General features: G+C 72.2%; 21 protein-coding genes. 16 read left to right on the forward strand and 5 right to left on the reverse strand.

Going from position 1 to position 22,979, the window contains the following annotated elements; genetic code table 11:
• The 4 genes from rpsN to M4960_RS17135 all read left to right on the forward strand — a co-directional run bounded on the left by rpsN (position 1) and on the right by M4960_RS17135 (position 4,349).
• Positions 1-306: a 30S ribosomal protein S14 gene (rpsN, locus tag M4960_RS17120; protein WP_111085378.1), complete on the forward strand. Its 306-nt coding sequence runs from the start codon at positions 1-3 to the stop codon at positions 304-306.
• Positions 307-584: 278 nt separating this feature from the next.
• Entirely contained in the window at positions 585-872 is a 288-nt protein-coding gene (locus tag M4960_RS17125) for an HU family DNA-binding protein (RefSeq protein ID WP_111085379.1), read from the forward strand.
• A gap of 208 nt (positions 873-1,080) precedes the next feature.
• Complete coding sequence (locus M4960_RS17130) at positions 1,081-3,018, forward strand: cytochrome c oxidase assembly protein (protein WP_248704911.1); 1,938 nt, start codon at positions 1,081-1,083, stop codon at positions 3,016-3,018.
• Entirely contained in the window at positions 3,015-4,349 is a 1,335-nt protein-coding gene (locus tag M4960_RS17135; RefSeq protein ID WP_131844769.1) for an ATP-dependent RecD-like DNA helicase, read from the forward strand. The genes M4960_RS17130 and M4960_RS17135 overlap by 4 nt, the downstream gene beginning before the upstream one ends.
• A 63-nt stretch (positions 4,350-4,412) precedes the next feature.
• On the opposite strand, the gene M4960_RS17140 is transcribed toward M4960_RS17135, so the two are convergent.
• Positions 4,413-4,862: a DUF4383 domain-containing protein gene (locus tag M4960_RS17140; RefSeq protein ID WP_165901145.1), complete on the reverse strand. Its 450-nt coding sequence runs from the start codon at positions 4,860-4,862 to the stop codon at positions 4,413-4,415.
• A 238-nt stretch (positions 4,863-5,100) separates the two neighbouring features.
• Between M4960_RS17140 and M4960_RS17145 the strand changes: the two genes are divergently transcribed.
• Together M4960_RS17145 and M4960_RS17150 are read left to right on the forward strand one after the other, a co-directional pair.
• Positions 5,101-6,000: a phosphatase PAP2 family protein gene (locus M4960_RS17145; protein WP_131844768.1), complete on the forward strand. Its 900-nt coding sequence runs from the start codon at positions 5,101-5,103 to the stop codon at positions 5,998-6,000.
• Positions 6,001-6,085: 85 nt separating this feature from the next.
• Positions 6,086-7,225 (forward strand): CE1758 family FMN-dependent luciferase-like monooxygenase, encoded by a 1,140-nt coding sequence (locus M4960_RS17150; protein WP_123339972.1) that lies wholly within the window; start codon positions 6,086-6,088, stop codon positions 7,223-7,225.
• A 218-nt stretch (positions 7,226-7,443) separates the two neighbouring features.
• On the opposite strand, the gene M4960_RS17155 is transcribed toward M4960_RS17150, so the two are convergent.
• Both M4960_RS17155 and M4960_RS17160 read right to left on the reverse strand, forming a co-directional pair.
• Positions 7,444-7,803, reverse strand: coding sequence for a multidrug efflux SMR transporter (locus tag M4960_RS17155; RefSeq protein WP_248704912.1), 360 nt, complete (start codon positions 7,801-7,803; stop codon positions 7,444-7,446).
• A gap of 1 nt (position 7,804) precedes the next feature.
• Positions 7,805-8,119 (reverse strand): multidrug efflux SMR transporter, encoded by a 315-nt coding sequence (locus M4960_RS17160; protein WP_248704913.1) that lies wholly within the window; start codon positions 8,117-8,119, stop codon positions 7,805-7,807.
• Positions 8,120-8,215: 96 nt separating this feature from the next.
• Between M4960_RS17160 and M4960_RS17165 the strand changes: the two genes are divergently transcribed.
• The 4 genes from M4960_RS17165 (at position 8,216) to M4960_RS17180 (ending at position 12,250) form a co-directional block, all read left to right on the forward strand.
• Positions 8,216-8,794, forward strand: coding sequence for a TetR/AcrR family transcriptional regulator (locus M4960_RS17165; RefSeq protein WP_248704914.1), 579 nt, complete (start codon positions 8,216-8,218; stop codon positions 8,792-8,794).
• A 166-nt stretch (positions 8,795-8,960) separates the two neighbouring features.
• Positions 8,961-9,980, forward strand: a complete 1,020-nt coding sequence (locus tag M4960_RS17170; protein WP_123672144.1) for a permease — start codon at positions 8,961-8,963, stop codon at positions 9,978-9,980.
• A complete protein-coding gene (locus M4960_RS17175; RefSeq protein ID WP_133937529.1) occupies positions 9,967-10,803 on the forward strand; it encodes a TIGR03943 family protein in 837 nt (278 codons plus the stop codon). Before M4960_RS17170 ends, M4960_RS17175 begins: the two co-directional genes overlap by 14 nt.
• Entirely contained in the window at positions 10,793-12,250 is a 1,458-nt protein-coding gene (locus tag M4960_RS17180; protein WP_248704915.1) for a hypothetical protein, read from the forward strand. The genes M4960_RS17175 and M4960_RS17180 overlap by 11 nt, the downstream gene beginning before the upstream one ends.
• Positions 12,251-12,336: 86 nt before the next feature.
• On the opposite strand, the gene M4960_RS17185 is transcribed toward M4960_RS17180, so the two are convergent.
• Together M4960_RS17185 and M4960_RS17190 are read right to left on the reverse strand one after the other, a co-directional pair.
• Positions 12,337-13,383, reverse strand: coding sequence for an NAD(P)-dependent alcohol dehydrogenase (locus M4960_RS17185; RefSeq protein ID WP_248704916.1), 1,047 nt, complete (start codon positions 13,381-13,383; stop codon positions 12,337-12,339).
• A gap of 114 nt (positions 13,384-13,497) precedes the next feature.
• Positions 13,498-14,535 (reverse strand): glycerate kinase, encoded by a 1,038-nt coding sequence (locus tag M4960_RS17190; RefSeq protein WP_248704917.1) that lies wholly within the window; start codon positions 14,533-14,535, stop codon positions 13,498-13,500.
• A 118-nt stretch (positions 14,536-14,653) separates the two neighbouring features.
• Here M4960_RS17190 and M4960_RS17195 point away from each other — a divergent pair, with 118 nt between their 5' ends.
• From M4960_RS17195 to M4960_RS17220, 6 genes are all read left to right on the forward strand, one after another.
• Entirely contained in the window at positions 14,654-15,781 is a 1,128-nt protein-coding gene (locus M4960_RS17195) for a hemin ABC transporter substrate-binding protein (RefSeq protein WP_248704918.1), read from the forward strand.
• Positions 15,778-16,881 (forward strand): FecCD family ABC transporter permease, encoded by a 1,104-nt coding sequence (locus tag M4960_RS17200; protein WP_374203004.1) that lies wholly within the window; start codon positions 15,778-15,780, stop codon positions 16,879-16,881. The genes M4960_RS17195 and M4960_RS17200 overlap by 4 nt, the downstream gene beginning before the upstream one ends.
• Positions 16,878-17,681, forward strand: a complete 804-nt coding sequence (locus M4960_RS17205) for a heme ABC transporter ATP-binding protein (RefSeq protein ID WP_248704919.1) — start codon at positions 16,878-16,880, stop codon at positions 17,679-17,681. The genes M4960_RS17200 and M4960_RS17205 overlap by 4 nt, the downstream gene beginning before the upstream one ends.
• Complete coding sequence (locus M4960_RS17210; protein WP_248704920.1) at positions 17,678-18,676, forward strand: hypothetical protein; 999 nt, start codon at positions 17,678-17,680, stop codon at positions 18,674-18,676. Before M4960_RS17205 ends, M4960_RS17210 begins: the two co-directional genes overlap by 4 nt.
• 56 nt (positions 18,677-18,732) lie before the next feature.
• On the forward strand, positions 18,733-19,308 hold the full coding sequence (locus M4960_RS17215; protein ID WP_111085395.1) for a hypothetical protein: 576 nt from the start codon (positions 18,733-18,735) through the stop codon (positions 19,306-19,308).
• Positions 19,309-19,379: 71 nt separating this feature from the next.
• The gene (locus M4960_RS17220; RefSeq protein ID WP_248704921.1) at positions 19,380-22,940 is read left to right on the forward strand and encodes an HtaA domain-containing protein; all 3,561 of its coding nucleotides are present in this window, start codon (positions 19,380-19,382) and stop codon (positions 22,938-22,940) included.
• The last annotated feature ends 39 nt before the right edge of the window (positions 22,941-22,979 follow it).

Below are 22,979 nucleotides of genomic sequence, written 5' to 3' on the forward strand. Positions count from 1 at the left end.
ATGGCGAAGAAGAGCAAGATCGCGAAGAACAACCAGCGTGCCGTCATCATCGCGCGCTACGCCGAGCGTCGTCTCGAGCTGAAGAAGGCCCTCGTGGACCCGAACGGCTCCGACGAGTCGCGTGAGGCCGCTCGCGTGGGCCTGCAGAAGCTGCCCCGCGACGCATCCCCGATCCGCTACCGCAACCGCGACGCGATCGACGGCCGCCCCCGTGGCCACCTGGGTGAGTTCGGCATCAGCCGTGTCCGCTTCCGCGACATGGCCCACCGTGGAGAGCTCCCCGGCATCACGAAGAGCTCCTGGTAAGCACTCGCAGTACCCGACGCCCCGTCACCTCCTGGTGGCGGGGCGTTCGCTGTGTCCGGGGTACAAGGGCGCCTCAGGGGTCACATCTGCCCCGTTGGACCCGCGACAAGCCCGGAAATCCGGGCGAGTCGGCTGAAAACGTCCGATGTGGCTGGTAGGTTCAACTCCGGTTCCGCCGGGCCCTCGGCCCACTGGCACCGTGGCACGGGGCAACCGCTCCGGGCGCCGGACGGCACGTCCGTCCGACCGATACTGCAAGAAGTCCGAGGAGGACATCCATGGCTGACAAGTCACTGAACCGCACCGAGCTCGTCGCTGCCGTCGCCGCCGAGTCCGGCCAGAGCCAGGCCACCGTCAACGGCGTCGTCGACGCGCTCTTCAGCGTCGTCTCGTCGTCCGTCGCGGACGGCACGAAGGTCACGATCCCCGGTTGGATCGCCTTCGAGAAGACGCACCGCGCCGCCCGCACCGGCCGCAACCCGCAGACGGGTGAGGCCATCGAGATCGCCGCGAGCGACTCGGTCAAGGTCAGCGCCGGCTCGAAGCTCAAGGCTGCGGTCAAGTAAGACTGTTCCGCGCATCGGGAGGGACGGCTTCGGCCGTCCCTTTCGTCGTTTCCAGGGTGCGTTCGGTGCGTCGGGTCGCGTTCGTCGGGTCGCGTTCGTCGTGTCGGGTCGCGTTCGTCGCGCTGCGTCGACCGGGAGGCCCGTGCCGGTTCCCACAGGTCGGCCCGGCCGGTTCGGTGGCCGGGTGGGCACCGCCTAGGCTTGACGGGTGAATCGGATCGCGCGCATCGCCGGTCCCGCCGTGCTCCTGCTCGTCGGGTTCGTGGCGCTGCTCACGGCACTCGTCATCGGCGGTGGTGCGAACGCAGCGCTGATCGCGGACCCCGGTGCCCTGGTCCGGTTCGGCCTGCCGATCTCCCGGCTGGTCGTGGACCTGTCCGCCGCTGCGACGATCGGCGGCCTCGCGTTGGCCACCGTCGGACTCTCGCGCTCCGGCCCGGAGTGGAACCGCGCCATCGACGTCGCGGCCGCCGCCAGCGGGCTCTGGACGGTGTCGTCCGCGGTCACCACCTTCTTCACGTTCCTGAGCGTCGCCGGCTCGAAGATCAGCATCGACGAGCAGTTCGGCCAGTCGATGGGCGTGTTCCTCACCGGCACGGACCTCGGGCTCGCCTGGCTCGTGACGGTGCTCGTCGCCGCCGCCGTCACGGTGCTCTGCTTCGCCGTCCGTTCCCGGGGCATGGTCGCCCTGACCGCCGGTGTCTCGATGATCGGCCTCATCCCGCTCGCGCAGCAGGGCCACGCCGCCGGCACCGCGAGCCACGACGCCGCCGTGACCGCGCTCGGGCTGCACCTGGTCGGCGCCGCGCTCTGGGTCGGTGGCCTGACCATGCTCGTGCTCCTGCGCGGCGTGCTGCCCGGTGACCGCCTGGCCGTGGTCGTGGCGCGGTACTCGAGCATCGCGCTCGGGTGCTTCGTGCTCGTGGCGGTGTCGGGTGTCGCCTCGGCGCAGATCCGCGTGGGTGCCCTGTCGAACCTGTTCACGCCGTACGGCACCCTCGTGCTGGTCAAGATCGGCGCGATCGTCGCCATCGGGGTCCTCGGTGCCGTGCAGCGTCGACGTGCGATCCGCTCCCTGACCGAGGCGCCGGCACGGCACCGCCCGTTCTGGACCCTGATCGTGGTCGAGCTCGCCGTGATGGGTGTCGCATCGGGCTTCGCCGCGGCGCTCGGCCGAACGGCCACCCCGGTCGACCAGATCGCGCTGAGCAAGACGACCGACCCGAGCCCCGCCGAGCTGCTCACCGACGACCTGCTGCCGCACGCGCCCGGGGCCTGGGGCTGGCTGACGCAGTGGAACATCGACCTGTTCTGGCTGATGGCCGCCGTGCTGCTCGCTGCGACCTACGCGGCCGGTGTCGTGCGCCTGCGCCGCGCCGGGGTCCACTGGCCGGTGCGCCGTTCGGTGGCGGCGGCCCTCGCGATCATCTCGCTCGTGGTCGCGACGTCCGGTTCGCTGCACCAGTACGACCGGTTCCTGGTGTCGGCGAACGTCGGCGCGCACGTGCTGCTCGGCCTGGTGGTGCCGGCGCTGGTGTGGGCGGCGGCTCCCGTCGTGCTCATCCGGGCCGCGGTGCACCCGCGCGACGACGACAGCACCGGCGTGCGCGAGTGGACCGGTGTGCTGGTCGACAACGCCGCGGTCCGCTACCTGGTGCAGCCCTTCCCGGCGTTCCTGCTCGCCGCAGCGGTGTGGTGGGCGTACTTCGCCACCGATGCCGTCCGCTGGTCGGTGAGCGACTCCACGGGGCGCACGGTCATCGACGTGGGTTTCCTGCTCGTCGGGCTCCTGGCGATGCCGACGCTGTTCACCCCGATCGCGGCCGGCCAGCAGTACCCGACCCGCGCAGCAGCGATCGTCCGGATCGTCGGGGCCGCGGTCGTCGCCGCCGGAGCGGTGTCGCTCGGCGTCGCGATGCGCGGGCCGCTCGGACTGCTGCAGGCGTCGTGGTTCGGGGCGATGGGGCGGACCTGGGGGCCCGATCCGCTCGTCGACCAGGCCCGTGGTGGGCTCGTGCTCGTGGCCGCCGGGGTGCTGCTCCTGGTGGCGGTCGTCGTGGTGGTGCTCGTGCAGCTGCGGCGGGCTGGATCGCCTGCGCGCACGCTCGGAGCGGACGCGCGCACCCTCGTGCAGGACGCACGATGAGCGTCGAGCTCAGCGACGAGCAGCGGGCCGTCTTCGAGTACATCGAGCACACCCGCGACCACGTCTTCATCACCGGTCGTGCCGGCACGGGCAAGTCGACCCTGCTCAACCACCTGTCGTGGAACACCGAGAAGCAGGTCGTGATCTGCGCACCGACCGGGGTCGCGGCCCTGAACGTCGGTGGCCAGACGATCCACTCGTTGTTCCGCCTGCCGATCGGGCTCATCGCCGATGCCGAGCTGCGCCAGGGACCGGACACCCGCAAGCTCCTCAACACCATCGACACCCTGGTGATCGACGAGGTCTCGATGGTGAACGCCGACCTGCTCGACGGGATGGACCGCTCGCTCCGCAAGGCCCGCGGGCGGCAGTTCGAGGCGTTCGGCGGAGTGCAGGTGGTCATGTTCGGCGACCCGTACCAGTTGCCGCCGGTCCCGGGCGGTGCCGACGAACGCGCCTACTTCACCGACCACTACCGGTCGATGTGGTTCTTCGACGCCAAGGTGTGGCTCGAGGCGAAGCTGAACATCATCGAGCTCGCCACCGTGCACCGCCAGCGCGACGACGCCTTCGCCGCCATGCTCACGGCGGTGCGGCACGGCCGGGTGACCGCCGAGATCGCCGACCAGCTGAACACCGCGGGCGCACGGCCCTCGCCCGACGACGCCATCACCCTCGCCACCCGGAACGACACCGTCGCGCGCATCAACAAGGCGGCGCTCGAACGGTTGCCCGGCAAGGTGAAGACCGCGAAGGCCGACGTCAACGGCGACTTCGGCGGGCGGAACTTCCCGGCCGACGAAGCCCTCGAGCTCAAGCCCGGCGCGCACGTGATGTTCCTGCGCAACGACGCCGACCAGCGATGGGTGAACGGGACGCTCGGCATCGTCACGGCGATCCGCGACACGGTGTGGGTCGACGTCGACGGAGAGTCGTTCGAGGTCCAGCCGTCGGTGTGGGAGAAGTTCAAGTACTCCTACGACGCCGACAAGAAGGAACTCAAGAAGGACACCGTCGGTGAGTTCCAGCAGTTCCCGTTGCGGCTCGCCTGGGCGGTGACGATCCACAAGTCGCAGGGCAGTACCTACGACCGCGCGGTGGTCGACCTGGGCAACCGGGTGTTCAGCGCGGGACAGACGTACGTCGCGCTGTCACGCCTGACCTCGCTCGAGGGGCTGTACCTGACCCGGCCGCTGCGGCCGCAGGACATCATCGTCGACACGGACGTCCGACGCTTCATGTCTGAGGCGCCGCGCATCGTCGCGACGGCACTCGAAGCCCGGAAGCCGGAGCCGGACGACGACCCCGACGACTCCGACGACGACGCCTGACGCACACACGACGACGCCCGCCTGCCGGAGCGGCAGACGGGCGTCGGGGATCGTGTCGGTGCGTCAGGCGCGAGCCGCCGCACGCAGCGCGCGGAGGTTCTCCTTGTCGGCACCGAGCGCCGTCAGCAGCAGGATGACCCCGACGATCGCGTGGAACACGTTGTCGGTGGTGTTCAGCGCGAAGATGTTCGCCGAGGTGTTGACGAAGACGAAGCCGTAGACGGCCAGCACCACGAGCACGGCGCCGACGACCAGGTTGCCGTTCCGCGAACCGATGGTGGTGCCGAGCCCGGTGATGAGCAGGACCGCGGCGAGCAGCACCCAGATGAGGGCGAGCGGCGGGTTCACCCCGAAGGCGTTCCAGAGCATCCCGCCCTGGCGGCTGAAGAAGCCGGGGTCGCCGTCGGCGGCGAAGAAGAAGCCCAGGATGCCCCAGAGTGCGAGGACGCCACCGACCGTGAGCGCGAGCCCGCGGTTCGGTGAGGCGGTGATGCCCGGTTCCTTGATGGCCACTTCGGTCTCCTCCTCGTACACTGCCGACGCGACGTGCGTCAGTCCGGCGGTGCCCGCCGGACTGAGCGGCGCGGCACTGAGCGGCACAGCGCGGGATCCGCGGGTGACGGCCGCGCGGTTCCCAGCCTCCGGCCGGTGAGCCAACGGTATCGTGTCCGACCCCGACCGTCCGAATCGCAGCGCCGTCACCAGGCGTGCGACGAGACCGACGACGACCACTCCGAGGAGGACCAGCCCGGTGACCTTGACACCCGAGCGCAATGCACCGGAGTCGCGTGGACCGAGCGTCTCGCGGCGGTTGCGGTGGGGTGTGCTGGCGGCTCTGGGGTTCGTGATCGTGCCTTCCGTCTACGCGGCCGCGGTGCTGACGCCGGTGGGGCAGCGCATGGAGGACGCCGCGCTCGGCGGGGTCCGTGAGTCCGACCTGTTCAGCTCGGACACTGCGCTCAACGTCATCTCGGTGCCGGTGATCCTGTTGCTCGTTGTCGTGATCGTCGCGGTGGCATTCGCCAGGCGACGGCTCTCGGTGGGGCTCGGCGCGGGTGCAGTGGTGCTCGCGTCGGCGGCCACCTCGACGCTCGTCAAGCGTATCGCCGAGCGCCCGGAGATCGCCCAGTCGACGACGCCGAACTCGTTCCCCTCAGGCCACGCGACCATCGCGCTGGCCGCGCTGTTCGCCGTCCTGATGGTCACGCCCCGTCGCTTCCGGCCGATCGTCACCCTGCTCGGTGCCGCCTACGCGGTCTTCGTCGCCAACCAGACGGTCGTCTACGGCTGGCACCGGGTGAGCGACATCATCGGGGCGTGCGCGATCGCGATGTTCTGGCTCGGCGTCGTCCGGGCGTTCGGTCCGAGGGTCGACCGGGGCCTCCGAGGTGACCGGGACGGCCGTCGGGGTCCGCGCCGGGTGGTCAGCGTCGTCCTGCTCGTCGCCACCGGGGTCACGCTGGCCGTCGGCGTCGCCGCGCTCGTCGTCGGCCTGACGGGGGACGGCGCTCACGACCACGCCGCGATCCTGATGGCCGGACGACTGGCCTCGAGCGCGAGCGTCCTGGCGGTGGTGACCGCGGTGTGGTTCCTCGACGGCATGCACCACGCGGCCCGGACCGACCCCGCAGCACTGCCCGCAGCGCGCTGACGCCTGGTGGGAATGCACCGGCGTACGCTACGTTGTACCCAGCAAGTCGATGCAAACGCATCGATATCGCGAAAGGCGGCGCATCATGCAGTTCGGCATCTTCACGGTCAGTGACGTCACGACCGACCCCACGACCGGCACCACGCCGGACGACACGCAGCGCGTCCGTGACATCCTCACGATCGCGCAGCACGCCGACCAGGCCGGACTCGACGTCTTCGCCACCGGCGAGCACCACAACCCGCCGTTCGTCGCCTCGTCGCCGACCACGTTGCTGGCCTACCTCGCGGCGAAGACGAAGGACATCACGCTCTCGACGAGCACCACGCTCATCACCACGAACGACCCGGTGCGCATCGCTGAGGAGTACGCGATGCTCCAGGTGATCTCCGACGGCCGCATGGACCTCATGATGGGTCGCGGCAACACCGGCCCGGTCTACCCGTGGTTCGGCCAGGACATCCGCCAGGGCGTCAACCTGGCGATCGAGAACTACGCGCTCGTCCGCCAGCTCTGGGAGAACGACGTCGTCAACTGGCAGGGCAAGTTCCGCACGCCGCTGCAGGGCTTCACCTCGACGCCGCGCCCCCTCGACGGCGTGCCCCCGTTCGTCTGGCACGGCTCGATCCGCACGCCCGAGATCGCGGAGCAGGCCGCGTACTACGGTGACGGCTTCTTCCACAACAACATCTTCTGGCCGATCCAGCACACCGAGCAGATGGTCGGGCTGTACCGCCAGCGCTTCGAGCACTACGGTCACGGCCGTGCGGACCAGGCGATCGTCGGTCTGGGCGGGCAGTTCTTCGCCCGGAAGAACTCGCAGGACGCGGTCAACGAGTTCCGGCCCTACTTCGACAACGCCCCGGTCTACGGGCACGGCCCCTCGATGGAGGACTTCGCCGCCCAGACCCCGCTCACGGTCGGTTCGCCGCAGCAGGTCATCGACCGGTACGCGGCCATGAAGGACCACGTCGGCCACTACCAGCGCCAGCTGTTCCTGGTCGACCACGCCGGGCTGCCGCTCAAGACGGTGCTCGAGCAGATCGACATCCTGGCCACGGACATCGTCCCCGAGCTCCGCAAGCTGAACGACGAGGGCCGTCCGTCCGACGTGCCGTCGAACCCGCCGAGCCACACGGAGCGCGCCGCCGCGGCGCTCGCCGCCGGCACGGTCGGCAGCGACCACGTCGCCGCCGAGGACGAGTGGACGGGCGCCTCCGTCTGACGCTCCCAGCGCTCGGTTCGTGAGCAGGAACGGTCGGGTCCCGCGAGGTGACCCGACCTTTTCTGCTCACCATGCGGGGTGGGCGCGACCACAGGCGGACGGGAGGCACGGCGCCAGCTGGCACCGGGCCTCCCGTCCGTCCCGGCGCGCGTCCACGGCGCGAGTCGGCTTTCGGGGTCAGCGACAGATCACGGGGCCGGCGGCGCGTGAGCTGTCGCTCAGCGCGAGAGCTCGGCGGGGGCGGTGGGCTCGGTGACCGGACGGGCCGGCACGAGCTTCAGGCCGACGACGCAGCCGACGATCCCGGCGATGAACAGCACGCGCAGCAGGGTGACGGGCTCGGCGCCGGTGGCCATGCCCCACAGCACCGTCAGGGCTGCACCGGTGCCGGTCCACACGGCGTACGCGGTGCTGATCGGGATGTGCTTGAGGACGTAGCCGAACGCGCCCAGGCTGACCACGATCGTGATCGCGAACACGAGCGTCGGGCCGGGTCGGGTGAAGCCGTCGCTCTCGCCGAGGGCGGTCGCCCACACGGTCTCGAGCGTGGCGCTGAGGAACAGGACGATCCAGGCCACCTCAGTTCACCACCTTGAGGCCGACGACGCAGGCGACCAGGCCGAACACGAGGCCGAGGCGTGCGAGCGACGCGGCTTCCTGCCGGCGCAGGATCGACACGACGACCGTCAGCGAGGCGCCGATGCCGACCCAGACGGCGTAGGCGGTGCCCACCGGGATCGACTTCATCGCGAACGCGAGCCCCACCATGCTCAGCGCCATTCCGGCGATGAACACGATCGTCGGCACGACCTTCTTGAAGCCGTTCGAGGCGCTCAGTGCGGTGGCCCAGACGGCCTCGAGCACGCCGCTCAGCACGAGGATGACCCATGCCATGACGATGTTCCCTTCGTTCGGTCGCATAGTCGCACGACTGTGCGACAACGACCTCGACGGTAGCACGAGTTCGTACGACTGTGCGAGTATGGCGTCGTGGCCAGGAGCATGGACGTCGAGCAGCGGCGCCGCACCGTGTCCGAAGCGGCGTGCCGGGTGCTCGCCCGCGACGGACTCGGGGCGCTCAGCGTCCGGAACGTCGCGGCGGAGGCCGGACTGGCGCCGAGCACCGTCCGCTACACCTTCCCGACGCAGGCGAGCGTCCGCTCGCACGCGCTCGAGCTCGTGTTCGACGCGACCGCGGCCCGGATCGACGCCGTGCCCGCGGACCTGCGGGGCACGGCGTACGCGCACGCGGTCCTGCTCGAGCTCCTGCCCCTCGACGAGGAGCGACGCATCGAGCTCGACGTCTACCTGGGCCTCGGCACGGCGGCGCTGACCGACGCCGAGCTTCGGCCGTTCCACGACCGGGTCGTCGACGAGATGCGGGAGTGGTGCGGGCGGATCCTGCGGGCGCTCGGGGTGCCGGACGCCGACGTGCCCTACGAGACCCGGCGGCTGCACGCCCTGGTGGACGGGCTCGCGATGCACATCGTGCGGGTCGATCCCGGGGGTGACGCCTCGTGGGCGATCGACACCCTCGATCGGCACGTGGCGGGCATCACGCGGGTCTGACTGCGGCACGGTGCTGGGTTCGCGGGCCGGTGCGGCGTTGGTGGCTCCGTGCGGCGCTCCAGGCCTGCACCGAGCGAGCAACCCTGCACGGGGTGAACGAACTCGCACGGTGCGCAGGCGGCCGCGCGCGGACCGCCACGCAGCACGCGTCGCCTATCCTTTCCGGGTGACGACGACCACGCCGCCGCAGCAGCGCTCCCGCTCCCGTTCCCTGACGGGCCCGGGCCTCGTGCTGCTCGCCGTCGTCGTGCTCCTGGGGATCCGGCTGCTGTCCCCGAGCATCGGGACCGCCGGCCTGCCGGACGTCGTGCAGGACTTCCTGACGCTGGCGATCAGCGTGGTGGTCGAGTCGCTGCCGTTCGTGGTGCTCGGCATCGTGCTGTCGATCGTCGTCGAGGTGTGGGTGCCCGTCGGCGCGCTCGAGAAGGTCCTGCCGCAGAACGCCTTCGGCCGCCGCGCCGTGATCTCGCTGATCGGCATGCTGTTCCCGGTGTGCGAGTGCGGGAACGTGCCGCTCGCCCGCGGCCTGATGATGCGCGGGTTCACCCCTGCCGAGGCCGTCACGTTCCTGGTCGCCGCCCCCATCCTCAACCCGCTCGTGATCATCAGCACCGCGCAGGCGTTCGGCTGGTCCGGCTGGATCCTGCCGGTCCGGATCGTCGGCGGCTTCGTGATCGCGAACCTGGTCGGCTGGATCGTCGCCGCGCACCGCCGCCCGGCCGACCTGCTGCTGCCCGCGTTCGAGGCCCGCTGCCGCGCTGCGATCGGCGCACCACGGAGCCGGAACCGCTGGCGGGAGAGCGCCGCGCAGTTCGGCGGCGAGACCGCAACCATGATGCCGGCCCTGTTCGTCGGCGCCGGCCTGGCTGCGGCGATCCAGGTCGCCGTGCCCCGCTCCACGCTCGTCGCGATCGGCTCGAACCCGGTGCTGTCCGTCGCGGCGATGATGCTGCTCGCGATGACGGTGTCGCTCTGCTCGAACGTCGACGCGTTCTTCGCACTGTCGTTCGCCTCGACGTTCCTGCCCGGGTCGATCACGGCCTTCCTGATCATCGGGCCGATCATCGACGTCAAGATGATCGCCCTGCTCCGCACGACGTTCCGGGTCCGGTTCCTGGTGCTGCTCGCCGTCGTGTGCGTCCTGTTCGCCGGCGCCGTGGGATTGGTGATGAATGTCCTCGTCTGACGCACGCAGCAGCAACGCTCCGGCCTACCTCGGGCTCGGGTCCGTGCTGGCGGTCGCCCTGTGCACGCTCTGGCTCGCACTGGTGGGCCACCTCGACCTGTACATCAACCCGCGGTACTCGGTGTTCACGATCGTGCTCGCCGCCGTCGCGGTACCCGCCTCGATCGCGGGCCTGGTGGTCATCGCACGCGGCCACGGCCACACGCACGGTGACGACGCGGACGAGCACGAGCACGAGCCGGACCACGACCACGGGCGGCGCGGGCCCGGCCGTGGTCGCGCCGTCCGCCTTGCCCTCGGCGGAGCGGCCGCGATCGTCACGGTCGGGGTCACCGTGTCGATGCTGGTCCTGCCCCCGACGACGCTGTCCGCCCGCACCGCGCAGCAGCGGAGCGTGGACTCGGCGACCCTGTCGAACGCGACGGGCTCCGAGGCGGCGGTCTCCCTGCTCGGCAGCGAGGGCGTCGACACCTCGGAGTACGGCGTCAAGGACTGGGCGGCGCTGATCCGGCAGACCACCGACACCACGGCCCTGGTCGGCAAGCAGGTGCGGCTGTCCGGCTTCGTCGTGCCCGGCCAGGACGGCTCGTTCACCCTGACCCGGTTCGTGATCAGCTGCTGCGCCGTGGACGCCCAGCCAGTCGGCCTCGGCGTGGTGACCGAGGGCGGCGACCGTACCGAGGCGGAGCCCGACGAAGGGCAGTGGGTCACGGTGACCGGCGCACTCGCGGCGAACCCGGACCAGTCCGCCGACGCCCGCATCGTCATCAAGGCCGCGAAGGTCACCGAGATCGCGCAGCCGAAGGACCCGTATGAGTACTGAGACGGGCACGAGTACTGAGACGGGCACGAGTACTGAGGGGCGCCGCGGCCAGCGCGACGCGAGCCGCCCGGTCACGCGCCGGTTCCACCGCCGGTACCTCGCCGTCGTGCTCGTCCTGGCGGTCGTCGCCGCGCTCGCCGCGGTTGTCGGGTCGCAGCAGGGGCCGCGCCTGCGCGACGTGTCGTACGACGCCACCGGTCTGGTGTCGCGCCCGGCGCAGCGGGTGATCCTGACGGCGAACCAGGCGCTGCAGCAGGTGTCCGCCGCCGACGTCCGGGTCAGCCCCGCGGCCGCGCACACCGTGACCTCGAGCGGCAACACGATCGCGGTCGAGTTCGCCGGACCCCTGGCCTACGACCGCGACTACACGGTGACGGTCGCGAACGTCCGGGCTCCGGGGCAGCGTGCCACCGCGGACCTGACCGCCGCGATCCGCACCGGCAGCACCGACGTCCTCGCCCTCGTGCCGGGAGCCGACGGCGCGAAGGACCGCATCGTGCGCCGCTCCCTCGACGCCGGCGGTGCGACGACGGTGTACCAGGGCGCCGACATCTCGGAGTACGCCCGGCTCGGACGGTCGCTGGTGGTGGTCAGCGGCAGCGATGCGAGCTCCTCGGTCGACGTGGTCGCGCTGTCCGGCGGGGTGCAGGACCCGGACGCCCCCGTCGAGCACCTCACCCTGCCGTCCTCGCAGGGTCGGGTCACCGCGCTGCACGTCGCCGACGACGCGGCGTCGTTCGGGTTCGAGTACGCCGACACGTCCACCGGGCAGTCGCGGAACACCGGTCTGTACGTGGTCGACATGACGGGCACGCACCTGCCCACCGCGATCGCCGAGGACGGGAAGCCGCAGACGGGCGCCGTGCCGATGACGGTCGGGCAGTGGGCCTACGTGCCCCGGACCGAGAGCGCCCTGGTGCGGACGGGCAGCGACGACCTGGTGCTCGTCGACATGAGCGGCCGCGCCGACCCCGTCCGGCTCGGCAGCGCCACGTACCTGCACGGCTTCGTCGGCTCGGGCACCACGGCCGTCGTCGAGACCGGCACGGGCATCGAGCGCCTCGACCTGACCGACGGCGCGAAGACGGCGTTGCGGGCGCCGGCCGCGAGCACCGACGCGGCGGTGCTCGGCAGGATCGCCCCGCTGACGGACGACACGTACCTGCGCGTGCTGGGGGACGTGCGGTCGGACGGGACCGTCTCGGCACGGATCGTGCGTGTGGACGGTGGGCGGGCCTCCCGGCTGCCGGTGACCATCCCCGACGACGCGAGCGTCACGGCGGTCTGCCCGTCCCCGAACGGGCAGTTCGTGGCGGTCGCGACGAAGTCGGCGACCGACGAGCTGGTGAGCATCGTCGACGCGACCTCCGGTGCGCTCGAGGCGAGCATCGACGCGGGTTCCGTCGACTGGTGCGGCGCGCTGCCGTCCGGCGACGAGGTCGGCTGACGGCCCGACGGACAGGCGGACAGGCGGACAGACGGGAGGCCCGTTGCCGGCTGGCAACGGGCCTCCCGTCTCGCAAGTGGTGCCGACTACGCCAGCGTGGCCGCGTCGATCACGAAGCGGTAGCGGACGTCCGAGGACAGCACGCGCTCGTAGGCCTCGTTGATCTGGTCGGCGCTGATGAGCTCGGTCTCCGGCAGGATGTCGTGCTCGGCGCAGAAGTCCAGCATCTCCTGGGTCTCGCGGATGCCGCCGATGGCGGACCCGGCCCAGCTGAGCCGGCGCGGGATCAGGGCGAACGCCGGGACCTCGAGCGGCTCGGACGGAGCGCCGACGTTGACGAGCGTGCCGTCGACCTTGAGCAGGCCGAGGTACGAGCCCATCGGGATCTTCGCCGACACGGTGTTGATGATGAGCTCGAAGGAGTTCGCGAGCTTCTCGAACGTCTCCGGGTCCTTCGTCGCGTAGTGGGCCTTCGCGCCGTAGCGGAGCGAGTCGGCTTCCTTCGACGTGGTCTGTGACAGGACGGTGACCTCGGCGCCCAGGGCGACCGCGATCTTGACGGCCATGTGGCCGAGGCCACCCATGCCGACGACCGCGACCTTCGTGCCGGGGCCGGCCTTCCAGTGGTGCAGCGGCGAGTAGGTGGTGATGCCGGCGCAGAGCAGCGGCGCGACCTTCTCGATGTCGAGCGACTCGGGGACGCGGAGGACGAAGTCCTCGTTCACGACGACCGCCTGCGAGTAGCCGCCCTGGGTGATCGAGCCATCGGCCGGGTCGACGCCCGCGTAGGTCTGGATGTTGCCCTTGAGGCAGTACTGCTCCTCGCCGGCGACGCAGTTCTCGCACTCGCCGCACGAGTTCACCATGCAACCGACGCCGACGCGGTCGCCGACCTTGTGCTTGGTGACGTTCTCGCCGACGGCGGAGACGTGGCCGACGATCTCGTGGCCGACGACCTGCGGGTACTGGATCTGGCCCCACTCACCGCGGACGGTGTGGATGTCCGAGTGGCAGATGCCGGCGTAGGCGATGTCGATCTCGACGTCGTTCGCTCCGACGTCACGACGGGTGATGGTGGTCTTGACGAGCGGCTCGGTCGCTGACGGTGCCGCGTACGCGTTGACGGTGCGCAATGATCTCCTCGTGGGGGTGCGTTGCGGGCCGGTTCCGGCCCGCACCCAGTCTGATGGAGCGCGCCACAGCGTGGGAGGTTCCAATGGGGCTCCCCAGTGCGGGAATCGGAGTGGTCAGGCCAGCCGTGCGAGGCGCTGGCCCGCGATCGTGGCGAAGCGCAGCGGGTCGGCCAGGGCGTCGTCCGGTTCCCCGGTGGTCTGCGTGGCGAGGACGGTGAGCGAGGCAGCGGCGGCGTAGTCGTCGAGCGAGGCCTCGATCGCGCCGGCGACGAGCATCGACCGGGCGCCGGGGGCGTGCGTCGCTGTGAGCGACCGCACCACCGACGGGACCTTGCCGGCGGCGGACTGGCCGTCGTACCGGCCCTCGCCGCTGATCACGACGTCGGCGCCGGTGAGTCGGTCGGCCAGCCCGAGGACCTCGGCGACACCGTCCGCGCCGCGGGCCAGGGTCGCACCCCAGGCGAGCAGGCCGAAGCCGACGCCACCCGCGGCGCCGGCGCCGGGGGTCACGGGGTCCACCGAAGGGAAGCGGGCGGCCCAGGCGGCCAGCAGCTCGTCGAAGAATGCGACCCGCGAGGGCTCGATCCCCTTCTGGGGTCCGAAGACCGCGGCGGCGCCGGTCGGGCCGAGCAGGGGAGAGGTCACGTCGGTCAGGACGGTGACGCCGAGCGGTGGCAGGGCACGCAGCGTGCCGCGATCGCCGTCGTAGCCGAGGGCTTCGAGCACGGGACGGCCGCCGTCGGTCGAGGCGCTGCCGCCGATGCCGAGCACGAGCCCCGTGGCGCCGGCGTCGAGCGCGGCGGCGATCGCCTCGCCGAACCCGCGGCTCGTCGCGGTGTCCGGCAGGAGTTCGTCGAGCAGTGGCAGACCACTCGTCGCCGCGAGCTCCACCACCGCACGGCCGTCGGGCAGCATGAGCCACCACGTCTCGACGGGGGTGCCGGCGGGCCCGGTCACGGTGACGGGGACCCGGACCGCACCGGGGACGGCGGTCGCGAAGGCATCGAGGGTGCCCTCGCCGCCGTCGGCCATCGGCACGAGCACCACGTCGTCGTCGGGGCGTTCGGTCAGCCAGCCGTCGCGGACCGCCTGGGCGACGGACGCCGCGGTCGCGGTGCCCTTGAACGAGTCCGGAGCCACCACGATGCGCACGGGACCACCGTAGCGGGGAGACGGTGACACGCGCTGGACAAGGTAGGCAAGGCTCACCTAAGTTAACGGTTAGGTGAGGCTCACCTAACTTCACGAACCAGCACTCGGGATCATCTCCATGTCGTCACTCCGTCGCGCCCTCACGGCCGCAGCGTCCGCCCTCGTCGTCCTCGCCGTGGCGACCGGCTGCACCGGCGGCGGCACCGGCACCGCGGGTGCGAAGTACGCGGCGGGTCGCGGGACGAGCGCGACGGACCCGGCCGCGGGCCTCCAGGCCATCGCCCCGGTGACCGACGCGAAGGACGTGACCGGCGAGCGCACCGCGACCCTGGCGACCGACCTGCCGCCGACGGCGAGCACGGTGGACGAGCCCGAGCTGCCCGTCACCGTCACCGACAACCAGGACACCGAGGTGACCGTCACGAGCGCGGACCGGATCCTCGCGCTCGACATCTCCGGCACGCTGTCGTCCACCGTGTACGGCCTCGGCCTGGGGGACCACCTGGTCGGACGGGACGTCTCGACCGGCTTCGCAGGCACCGAGGACCTGCCGCTCGTCACCCAGAACGGCCACGAACTCTCCGCCGAGTCGATCCTCGCGCTCCGCCCGACCGTGCTGCTGACCGACACCTCACTCGGACCGTGGGACGTCGTCCTGCAGATCCGGAAGGCCGGCGTCCCCGTCGTCGTCCTGGACCCGCACCGGGACACCACGAACACCGACGCGATCATCGAGCAGGTCGCGACCGCGCTCGGCGTCCCGGCGACCGGCGACCGCCTGGCCGCCGAGGTGCACGCGCAGGAGCAGGCCGTCGCCGCGCAGGTGGCCCGGATTGCGCCGTCGGCTCGCGCCGACAAGCTGAAGATGGTGTTCCTGTACGTGCGGGGGAACGCCGGGATCTACTACCTGTTCGGCAGCGAGTCCGGCGCCGACTCGCTCATCGACGCCGTCGGCGGGCGGGACGTCGCGACGGAACAGGACTGGACGGGCATGCGCCCCGTCAACGCCGAGGCGCTCGTCGCGATGCAGCCGGACCTCGTCATCATGATGACCAAGGGCCTCGAGTCCGTCGACGGCGTCGACGGACTGCTCCAGCGGGTCCCCGCGATCGCGAAGACGCCCGCGGGCGAGCACCGCCGCATCGTGGACATGGCCGACACGACGGTGATGAGCTTCGGGCCGCGCACGCCCGAGATCGTGGCCGCGTTGGCAGCGGCGATCTACGGTCCGGCGGACGCCTCGTGACCATCCGGGAGGAACGGATCGCGCCCGCCACGCACGTCCCCGCGGCACCGGCGGTCACGTCCAGGTCGCGGGCCGGCCGCATCGCGCTCCTCACCATCGGGCTCGTGGTGGCGCTCGTCGTCGCGACGCTGGTGTCGGCGAGCGTCGGGCAGCTCGGGATCTCGCCCGCCGAGGTGCTCCGGACCGTGGGCCGTTCGCTCGGGCTGCCCGTGGACGGTCCCGCCGACGACCTCGTCACCCAGGCGCTGTGGACGATCCGGTTCCCGCGCGTGGTGATGGCGCTGCTGATCGGAGCCGCGCTCGCCGCAGCCGGTGTGCTCATGCAGGCCGTGTTCGCGAACCCCCTGGCCGACCCCGGCGTCGTCGGGGTGTCCGGAGGCGCGGCCTTCGGGGCCTGCGCCTCGATCGTGTTCGGGCTGCAGTTCGCCGGGTACTGGACGACGCCGCTGATGGCCTTCGCCGCTGGGCTGGTCGCGACGCTGCTCGTCTACGGGCTGTCCCGTGCCGGCGGCCGGACCGAGGTCGTCACGCTCCTGCTCACCGGCATCGCCGTGAACGCGTTCACCGGTGCGGGGCTCGCCTTCCTGACGTTCCTCGGCGACCAGCAGGCGCGCGAGCAGATCGTGTTCTGGCAGCTCGGGTCCCTGAACGGCTCGATGTGGGACCAGGCCGCAGCGATCGCCCCCGTCATCGGTGCGGGCCTCGTCGGCGCCGTCGTGCTGACGCGCTCGCTCGACCTGCTCGCCCTCGGCGACCGGGCCGCGCGGCACGTCGGGGTGCGGGTCGAGGCCGTCCGGGTCGTCGCGATCGTCGTGGTCGCCCTGCTCGTCGGCGCAGCGGTCGCGTTCGCCGGCATCATCGCGTTCGTCGGACTCGTCGTCCCGCACCTGATGCGGATGGTCATCGGCCCGGCGCACGGCCCGCTGCTGCTCGTCTCGACGCTCGGCGGCGCCCTGCTCCTGACGATCGCCGACCTGCTCGCGCGCACCCTGGTGCCGTACGCGGACCTGCCGATCGGCATGCTGACCTCGCTCGTCGGCGGACCCTTCTTCTTCTGGCTCCTGCGCCGTGCCCGCCGACGGTCGGGAGGCTGGGCATGACCGAGACGAGCGCTGTCGGCTCCGTGGTCGCCTCCGGGATCGGCGTCGTCATCGACGGACGACCGCTGCTCGCCGACGTCGACCTGACCGTGCGCGCGGGCGAGGTCCTGGCGCTCGTCGGTCCGAACGGTGCCGGCAAGTCGACCCTGCTCCGGGCGATCGCCGGTGACCTCGCCCACAGCGGCACGGTCGCGATCGACGGCGTGCGCACCGGCGGCGAAGCACCGCTCGCGACCGCTCGTCGGCGTGCCGTGCTCGAGCAGGACACCGCGGTGGCCTTCGGGTTCCGCGTCGGCGAGGTCGTCCGGATGGGCCGTGCTCCGTGGCGGGGGACCCCGCGAGCGGTCGACGACGACACCGTGGTCGCGCGGGTGCTCGACCAGGTCGAACTCGCCGACCGGATCGACCAGGCGTTCCCCTCGTTGTCGGGAGGGGAGCGCGCCCGGGCCTCGTTCGCCCGGGTCCTGGCGCAGTCGACCCCGGTGCTCCTGCTCGACGAACCGACCGCCGCCCTCGACCTTCGACACCAGGAGGCCGTGCTGGCCGTCGCCCGCGCACACGCCCGGGCCGGTGGCGCCGTCGTCGTGGTGCTCCACGACCTGAGCCTCGCCGGGGCGTACGCCGACCGCGTCGCCATGCTCGCCGGCGGTCGGATCGTCGCCGACGGCACCCCCACCGACGTCCTGACCGCCGACCGCATCGGCACCGTCTACCGGCACCCGGTCACCGTCGTGCCCGACCCGAACACCGGCACGCCCGTCGTCGTGCCGTCCCGAACCCTCCAGGAGGCCTCCTCGTGACCACCCGCACCCGCCCGCTGCGGCTCGCGCTCGCCGGACTGCTCGTCGCACTCAGTGCCGGGGGAGCCGCTCTGGTGGGCGTCGCCCCCGCATCGGCAGCCGGCCGTGTCAGCGTCGCGATCGAGGGGCACCCCGAGGTCACGAACCAGGTCGACTCGACGTACCTGACGACGCTGCGCCTGAGCGGTTCCGGGTTCCAGGGCATCAAGAACGGGTACGGCGGCATCTACGTGGCGTTCGGCACCGTGAACGGCACCTGGCAGCCGAGCAAGGGCGGGGCGACGGGCGCGGACTACAGCTACGTGCCCGACGACGAGTCGAACCCCACCGGGTACCTCGACTTCGTGGCCTTCGAGGGCAGCACCACCGCGTCGGCGGCGAACGGCGGCACGGTCGACTCCGCCACGGGCACCTGGTCCGCGACCCTCAAGGTCCCCGGTTCGACGTTCCAGGCGCTCGACCGGAACGGTGCCGCGAAGACCGTCGACTGCACGGTCGTGCAGTGCGGGATCATCACGATCGGTGCGCACGGCGTCGCGAACGCGAACAACGAGTCGTTCACACCCGTCTCCGTGCAGAACCTGTACGGCAGCGGCGGCACGCTGGCCGGTGGCGGCACCAGGGCGACCACCGGGCAGGCACCGGCCGACACGACGGACGCAGGCAGCGCCTCCCGTCCGTCCGTCGAGCCGACGTCCGAGGCGAGCGCCGACACCCGCGCGACCACGAAGCCGTCCGCGCGTTCGACGACGAAGCCGAGCGCCACCGCGGAGCCGACCGCGTCGGCGACCCCCACCGTGCCGGCCGGGGCGACCCCATCGGCGGTGGCGGCCGCGGCTGCCGACGGCTCCGCGGGCGGGATCGACCCGAGCGTCCTGCGGATCGTCCTCGGCGGCCTGTCCGCGCTCGTCGTGGCCGTCGCGGCGCTCGTCGTCTTCGCGATCGTGCACTCCCGCCGCACCGCACGACGCACCGCGACCGACGTCGCGCCGTAGGACCACCGGACCCGGGTGCTCACAGGGGGCGCCCACATCGAGAGGGAAACACGAACATGACACGAATCGCACGCTCGTTCGGGATCACGCTGGCGGCAGGGGTCGCCGCGGTCGGGATCGCCGTCCTGCCCGCGGTCAGCGCGTCCGCGGCCACCGCGGTCACGAACGACTACGGCGCCAGCCTGTCCGTCAGCGGTCCGGCCTCGGTCGTCACCGACGGCCCGGGGGCGCTCCACGGCGTCTCGGACGGCAGCGTCACGGTCACCGGCAGCGGCTTCGACGGGGACGCGCAGGGGCGCGGCTTCGGCGTCTACGTCGTCTACGGGCCCAAGCAGGCGGACTACGCCACCAACTCCGGCTGGTTCGGCTCCGCCCAGTGGGTGTCGAAGAGCGCGTTCACGGCCGGCGGCGGCTTCACCACGACGATCGACGTCGCGAAGTCCTACACCGCGGACCCGCACCACACCGGCGACGCGGCCGCCACCGTCAGCTGCGACTACGACGCCACGAAGACCGCGACCGCCAACGCTGCCCTCGGGCAGTACGAGTGCTTCGTCCAGACGTTCTCGGCGCACGGCGTCGCGAACGACCCGGTCGACCTCGACGAGGTCCAGGTCCCCGTCACCTGGTGACCCACGCGGTGCCCCGGGGTCCGCCCGGGGCACCGCCTCCCCACACGCGCACCACCCGACCCGAGGAACCGATGCACACCCAGACCAGACCGGCCCGTCGCCTCCGCGCGCTCAGCGCCACCGTCGCCGCGATCATCGGCCTGACCGCGGCCGTCGCCGGCACCGTGCCCACCGCGGCGACCGCCGCCACCGCGGCCTCGGGTCCGAGCACGTCCGTCACGGGCGGCACGCTCGACTGGGGGTTCAAGCAGTCGTTCCGGAACTACGTGCCGGCCGCGGGGCAGTCGGTGTCCGGCGGTGCGTCGAAGAACGCCGACGGCACGTTCCGGTTCGCCGCGTCGGGCGGCAGCTACGACCCCGGCACGCGGAAGCTCACCGTCACGGGTTCCGGTGCCGCGGTGTTCGACTACCGGGCGCACACGTTCGTCATCTCGCTGCGCGACCCGGCGATCGAGCTCACGCCGACCACCGGCACCCTGACCGCCGGGGTCGACGTGCGGCTGGTGGACCCGACGACCGGTGCCACGACGTCCGACCCGGGGACGAAGCGCATCGCGTTCGCGACGATCGACGTCACCAAGGGCACCCGATCGGTCACCGACGGGGCGTACTCGTGGACCGGTCTGCCCACCACGATCACCGCGGCGGGTGCAGCGGCCTTCGCAGCCGACGTCACCGGCGGCGGCAACCCGACGCAGTTCTACGCCGCGGGCACCGCGCTGGACCCGCTGTCGGTCGCCGTGACGGGCGACTGGGCCGCCGAGGGCACGGACGGTGACGGCGGCGCCGACGGTGACCAGGGGTTCAGCGACCCCGGCGTCCAGGGGCTCGTGAGCACCGGCGTGCAGACCACGGTCGGTGACCGCACGATCGGCCGGGTCACCACGGTGGTGCGGGACGCCGCGCGCGCCCTGAACGTCGTGCAGGTACCGGCTGCCGGAACCGCCAAGGCAAGTTACTTCGTCGTGGACGACGAGGGCAAGCGCGTCGCCGGGCCGATCGACCCCGGTGTCGCCACCTCGAAGCCGAGCGTCGACCCGTCGACCGGGAACATCGTCGCGACCGCGTCGTTGCCCGCCGCGGAGTTCGGCGGCACCGGCGCGAACGTCCAGGGCTGGGTCGTCGTCGAACGCGGCACGGATGCCGCCTACCGGGACGTCGTGCACGTGAAGCCCTCCGTCGCGGTGCCCGCCGCGAAGGCGTTCGCGATCGACCCCGCCGACGGCTCGGTCGTCGCGCAGGTCGCCCCGGCCGCGAACGGCGGGTCCGCGGGGTTGCTGCGGGTGGCCGCGGTCGGTGCGGGTGCCGGAGCCGGGTCGGGTGCGATGATCGAGGTCGGCACCAGCCCCGCTGGCGGGACCGTCCGCGCCGTCACCCGCACGGCCACCCTGATCGGCTCGGTCACCGGGACGATCTCCTCGGTCGGCGTCGACTGGACCGGCAAGCGCGCCGTCGTCTTCGACCAGGCCGCCGCCCTCGCCCGCGTCGTCGCCCTCGACACCGGGGCCTCGGTCGCCGACGTGTCGATCGGCGCCACCGCGACGTCCGGGGCCACCGGCGGGACCGTCGTCGACTCCCGAGGCCGGGCGTGGTGGAGCAACGACGGCGACGCCACGCTCCGAGCCGTCTCGCTGCGCGGGACCCCGGCCGTGACGACCTCGATCGACCGGGTCGGCGGTGCCGCGTACCTGGCCGTCGACGAGTCCGCGAAGCGCCTCTGGGTGTCGGCCGCCGGCAGCACCGACACCGGCAACGTCGTCCGCGCCTACGCGATCGACGGCAGCACCGCGCCCACGCTCGGAGCCGAGTACCAGCCCGGCACCACCTACACCGGCGACCCGATCGTGGTCGCCGCCGACGGCCGCGCGGTGGTCGGCGTCGTGAACGCCGCGACCGACGCCGCCGACCAGGGCCTCCGCACGTTCACGGTCGTGACCACCCCGACCATCACGGCGCAGCCGGCCGACGTCGCCGTGACGCTGACCGGCGCGACCACCGGAACCGACGGCAGCACGACCCCCGCCACGCCGCAGCAGGTGTCCTTCGCGGTCACCACGACCGGGACCCCGACGCCCACCGTGCAGTGGCAGCAGCACACCCCGTCCGGCTGGGCCGACCTGCAGGACGGTCCCTCGGTCGCCGGCGCGACGACCAGCACACTCCGCATCACGGCCACCGAGGGGCTGGACGGCGACCGGTACCGCGCGGTCGCCACGAACGCCCTCGGTACGACCGTCGTCGGTCGGGTCGCCTCGGACACCGCGACCCTGCGCGTCACCGTGCAGGCGCCGACGAACCCGGGTGGCGGGAACGGCGGCGGGGGAACGGGCGGCGGCGGTACCGGCGGCGGGTCGACCGTGGTCGGGGCGGACGGATCGATCAGCGGGGCGAAGAACGCCCGGGGTGCCTCGACGAACGTGCGGCCGGCCACCGGCCTCTCGACCGCCGCGGCGGGAACGAAGCTCACCGTGACGGGCACCGGCTTCACGAAGAACACCAACGGCTCCGGGCTGTACGTGCTGTTCGGGTACGTCACGAAGCACCCGAGCGCCGGGGGAGCCGCCGGTGCGGGCTACGACTACGTCCCCGGGTCCGGCGGCACCGGGCAGGACGGCCAGGGCTTCGTCGCCTGGCCCGACAACACCGGCACCGGCGCCGCAGCGACCGCGAAGTTCAGCGGCACCAAGAACGCCGGCTTCACGCAGGGCGGCGTCATCGCGCGCTCCACCTTCACCGGCCAGTCGACGAAGCGTGTCGACTGCCTGTCCGGGGCCGTGCAGTGCGGGGTCCTGACCATCGGTGCGCACGGCGCCGCCGACGCCGCGCTCGAGACCTTCACGCCGGTGTACTTCGCCGGACAGACGGTCCCCGGCACCCTGCCGACCGGTCCGACCACGGGTGGTGGTACCGGCGGCAACGGCGGCACGGCGATCCAGCCGCCTGTCGTGCAGCTGCCGCCGGCCGCCACAGCACCGACCATCACGAACGCCTCGGACACGGCGCCGACGGCCGCGCCGACCGCTGCGCCGCGGAACACCGCCGCCCAGCCCCGGAACAGCGCGAAGGCCCCCTCGGCCGCCGAGCCACCCACGGCCCCCGCCGCGGACTCCGACGAGCTGGAACGCAAGATCGACGCCGGCGACATCACGACCGTCGCGGCCGCCGACGCCGGGATCCGCGACGAGGTCACCGCCGGTGATCAGCTCGAGCTCCGCCTGCCGTGGACGGGCGACGACGAGGGCGGGAGCGTGTGGACCTACTCCGAACCGGTGCAGGGCGACGACTTCACCGTCGAGGACGCCACGGCCACCGCCACGGTCGACACCACGGGCCTGGAGGTCGGCGACCACCACGTCGTGCTCGTCGGTGACCAGGGAACGGTCGTCGCGGTGCCGTTCTCGGTGACCGACGGCGTCGAGGCGGTCACGCAGCAGACCGACGGGTCGGTCGCCGCCGCGGCCGCGTCCGACGGGAGCAGCGGCGGGGGGATGTCCACCGAGACGATGCTGCTCGTCGTGATCGGGTTCCTCGGCGGGCTCGTGGTGCTCGCGATCGGCCTGGTCGTGCTGCTGCTGACGGGGGTGCTGCAGGTTCGGACGCGGCGGAAGCCATCGGCACCTGCCGCCGCCTGACGCCCGGGCGCTGGCGTCGCGTAACGGCGCCAGCGCCCG

The sequence above is a fragment of the Curtobacterium sp. MWU13-2055 genome (genome assembly GCF_023242305.1).
Taxonomy (GTDB): Bacteria; Actinomycetota; Actinomycetes; order Actinomycetales; family Microbacteriaceae; genus Curtobacterium.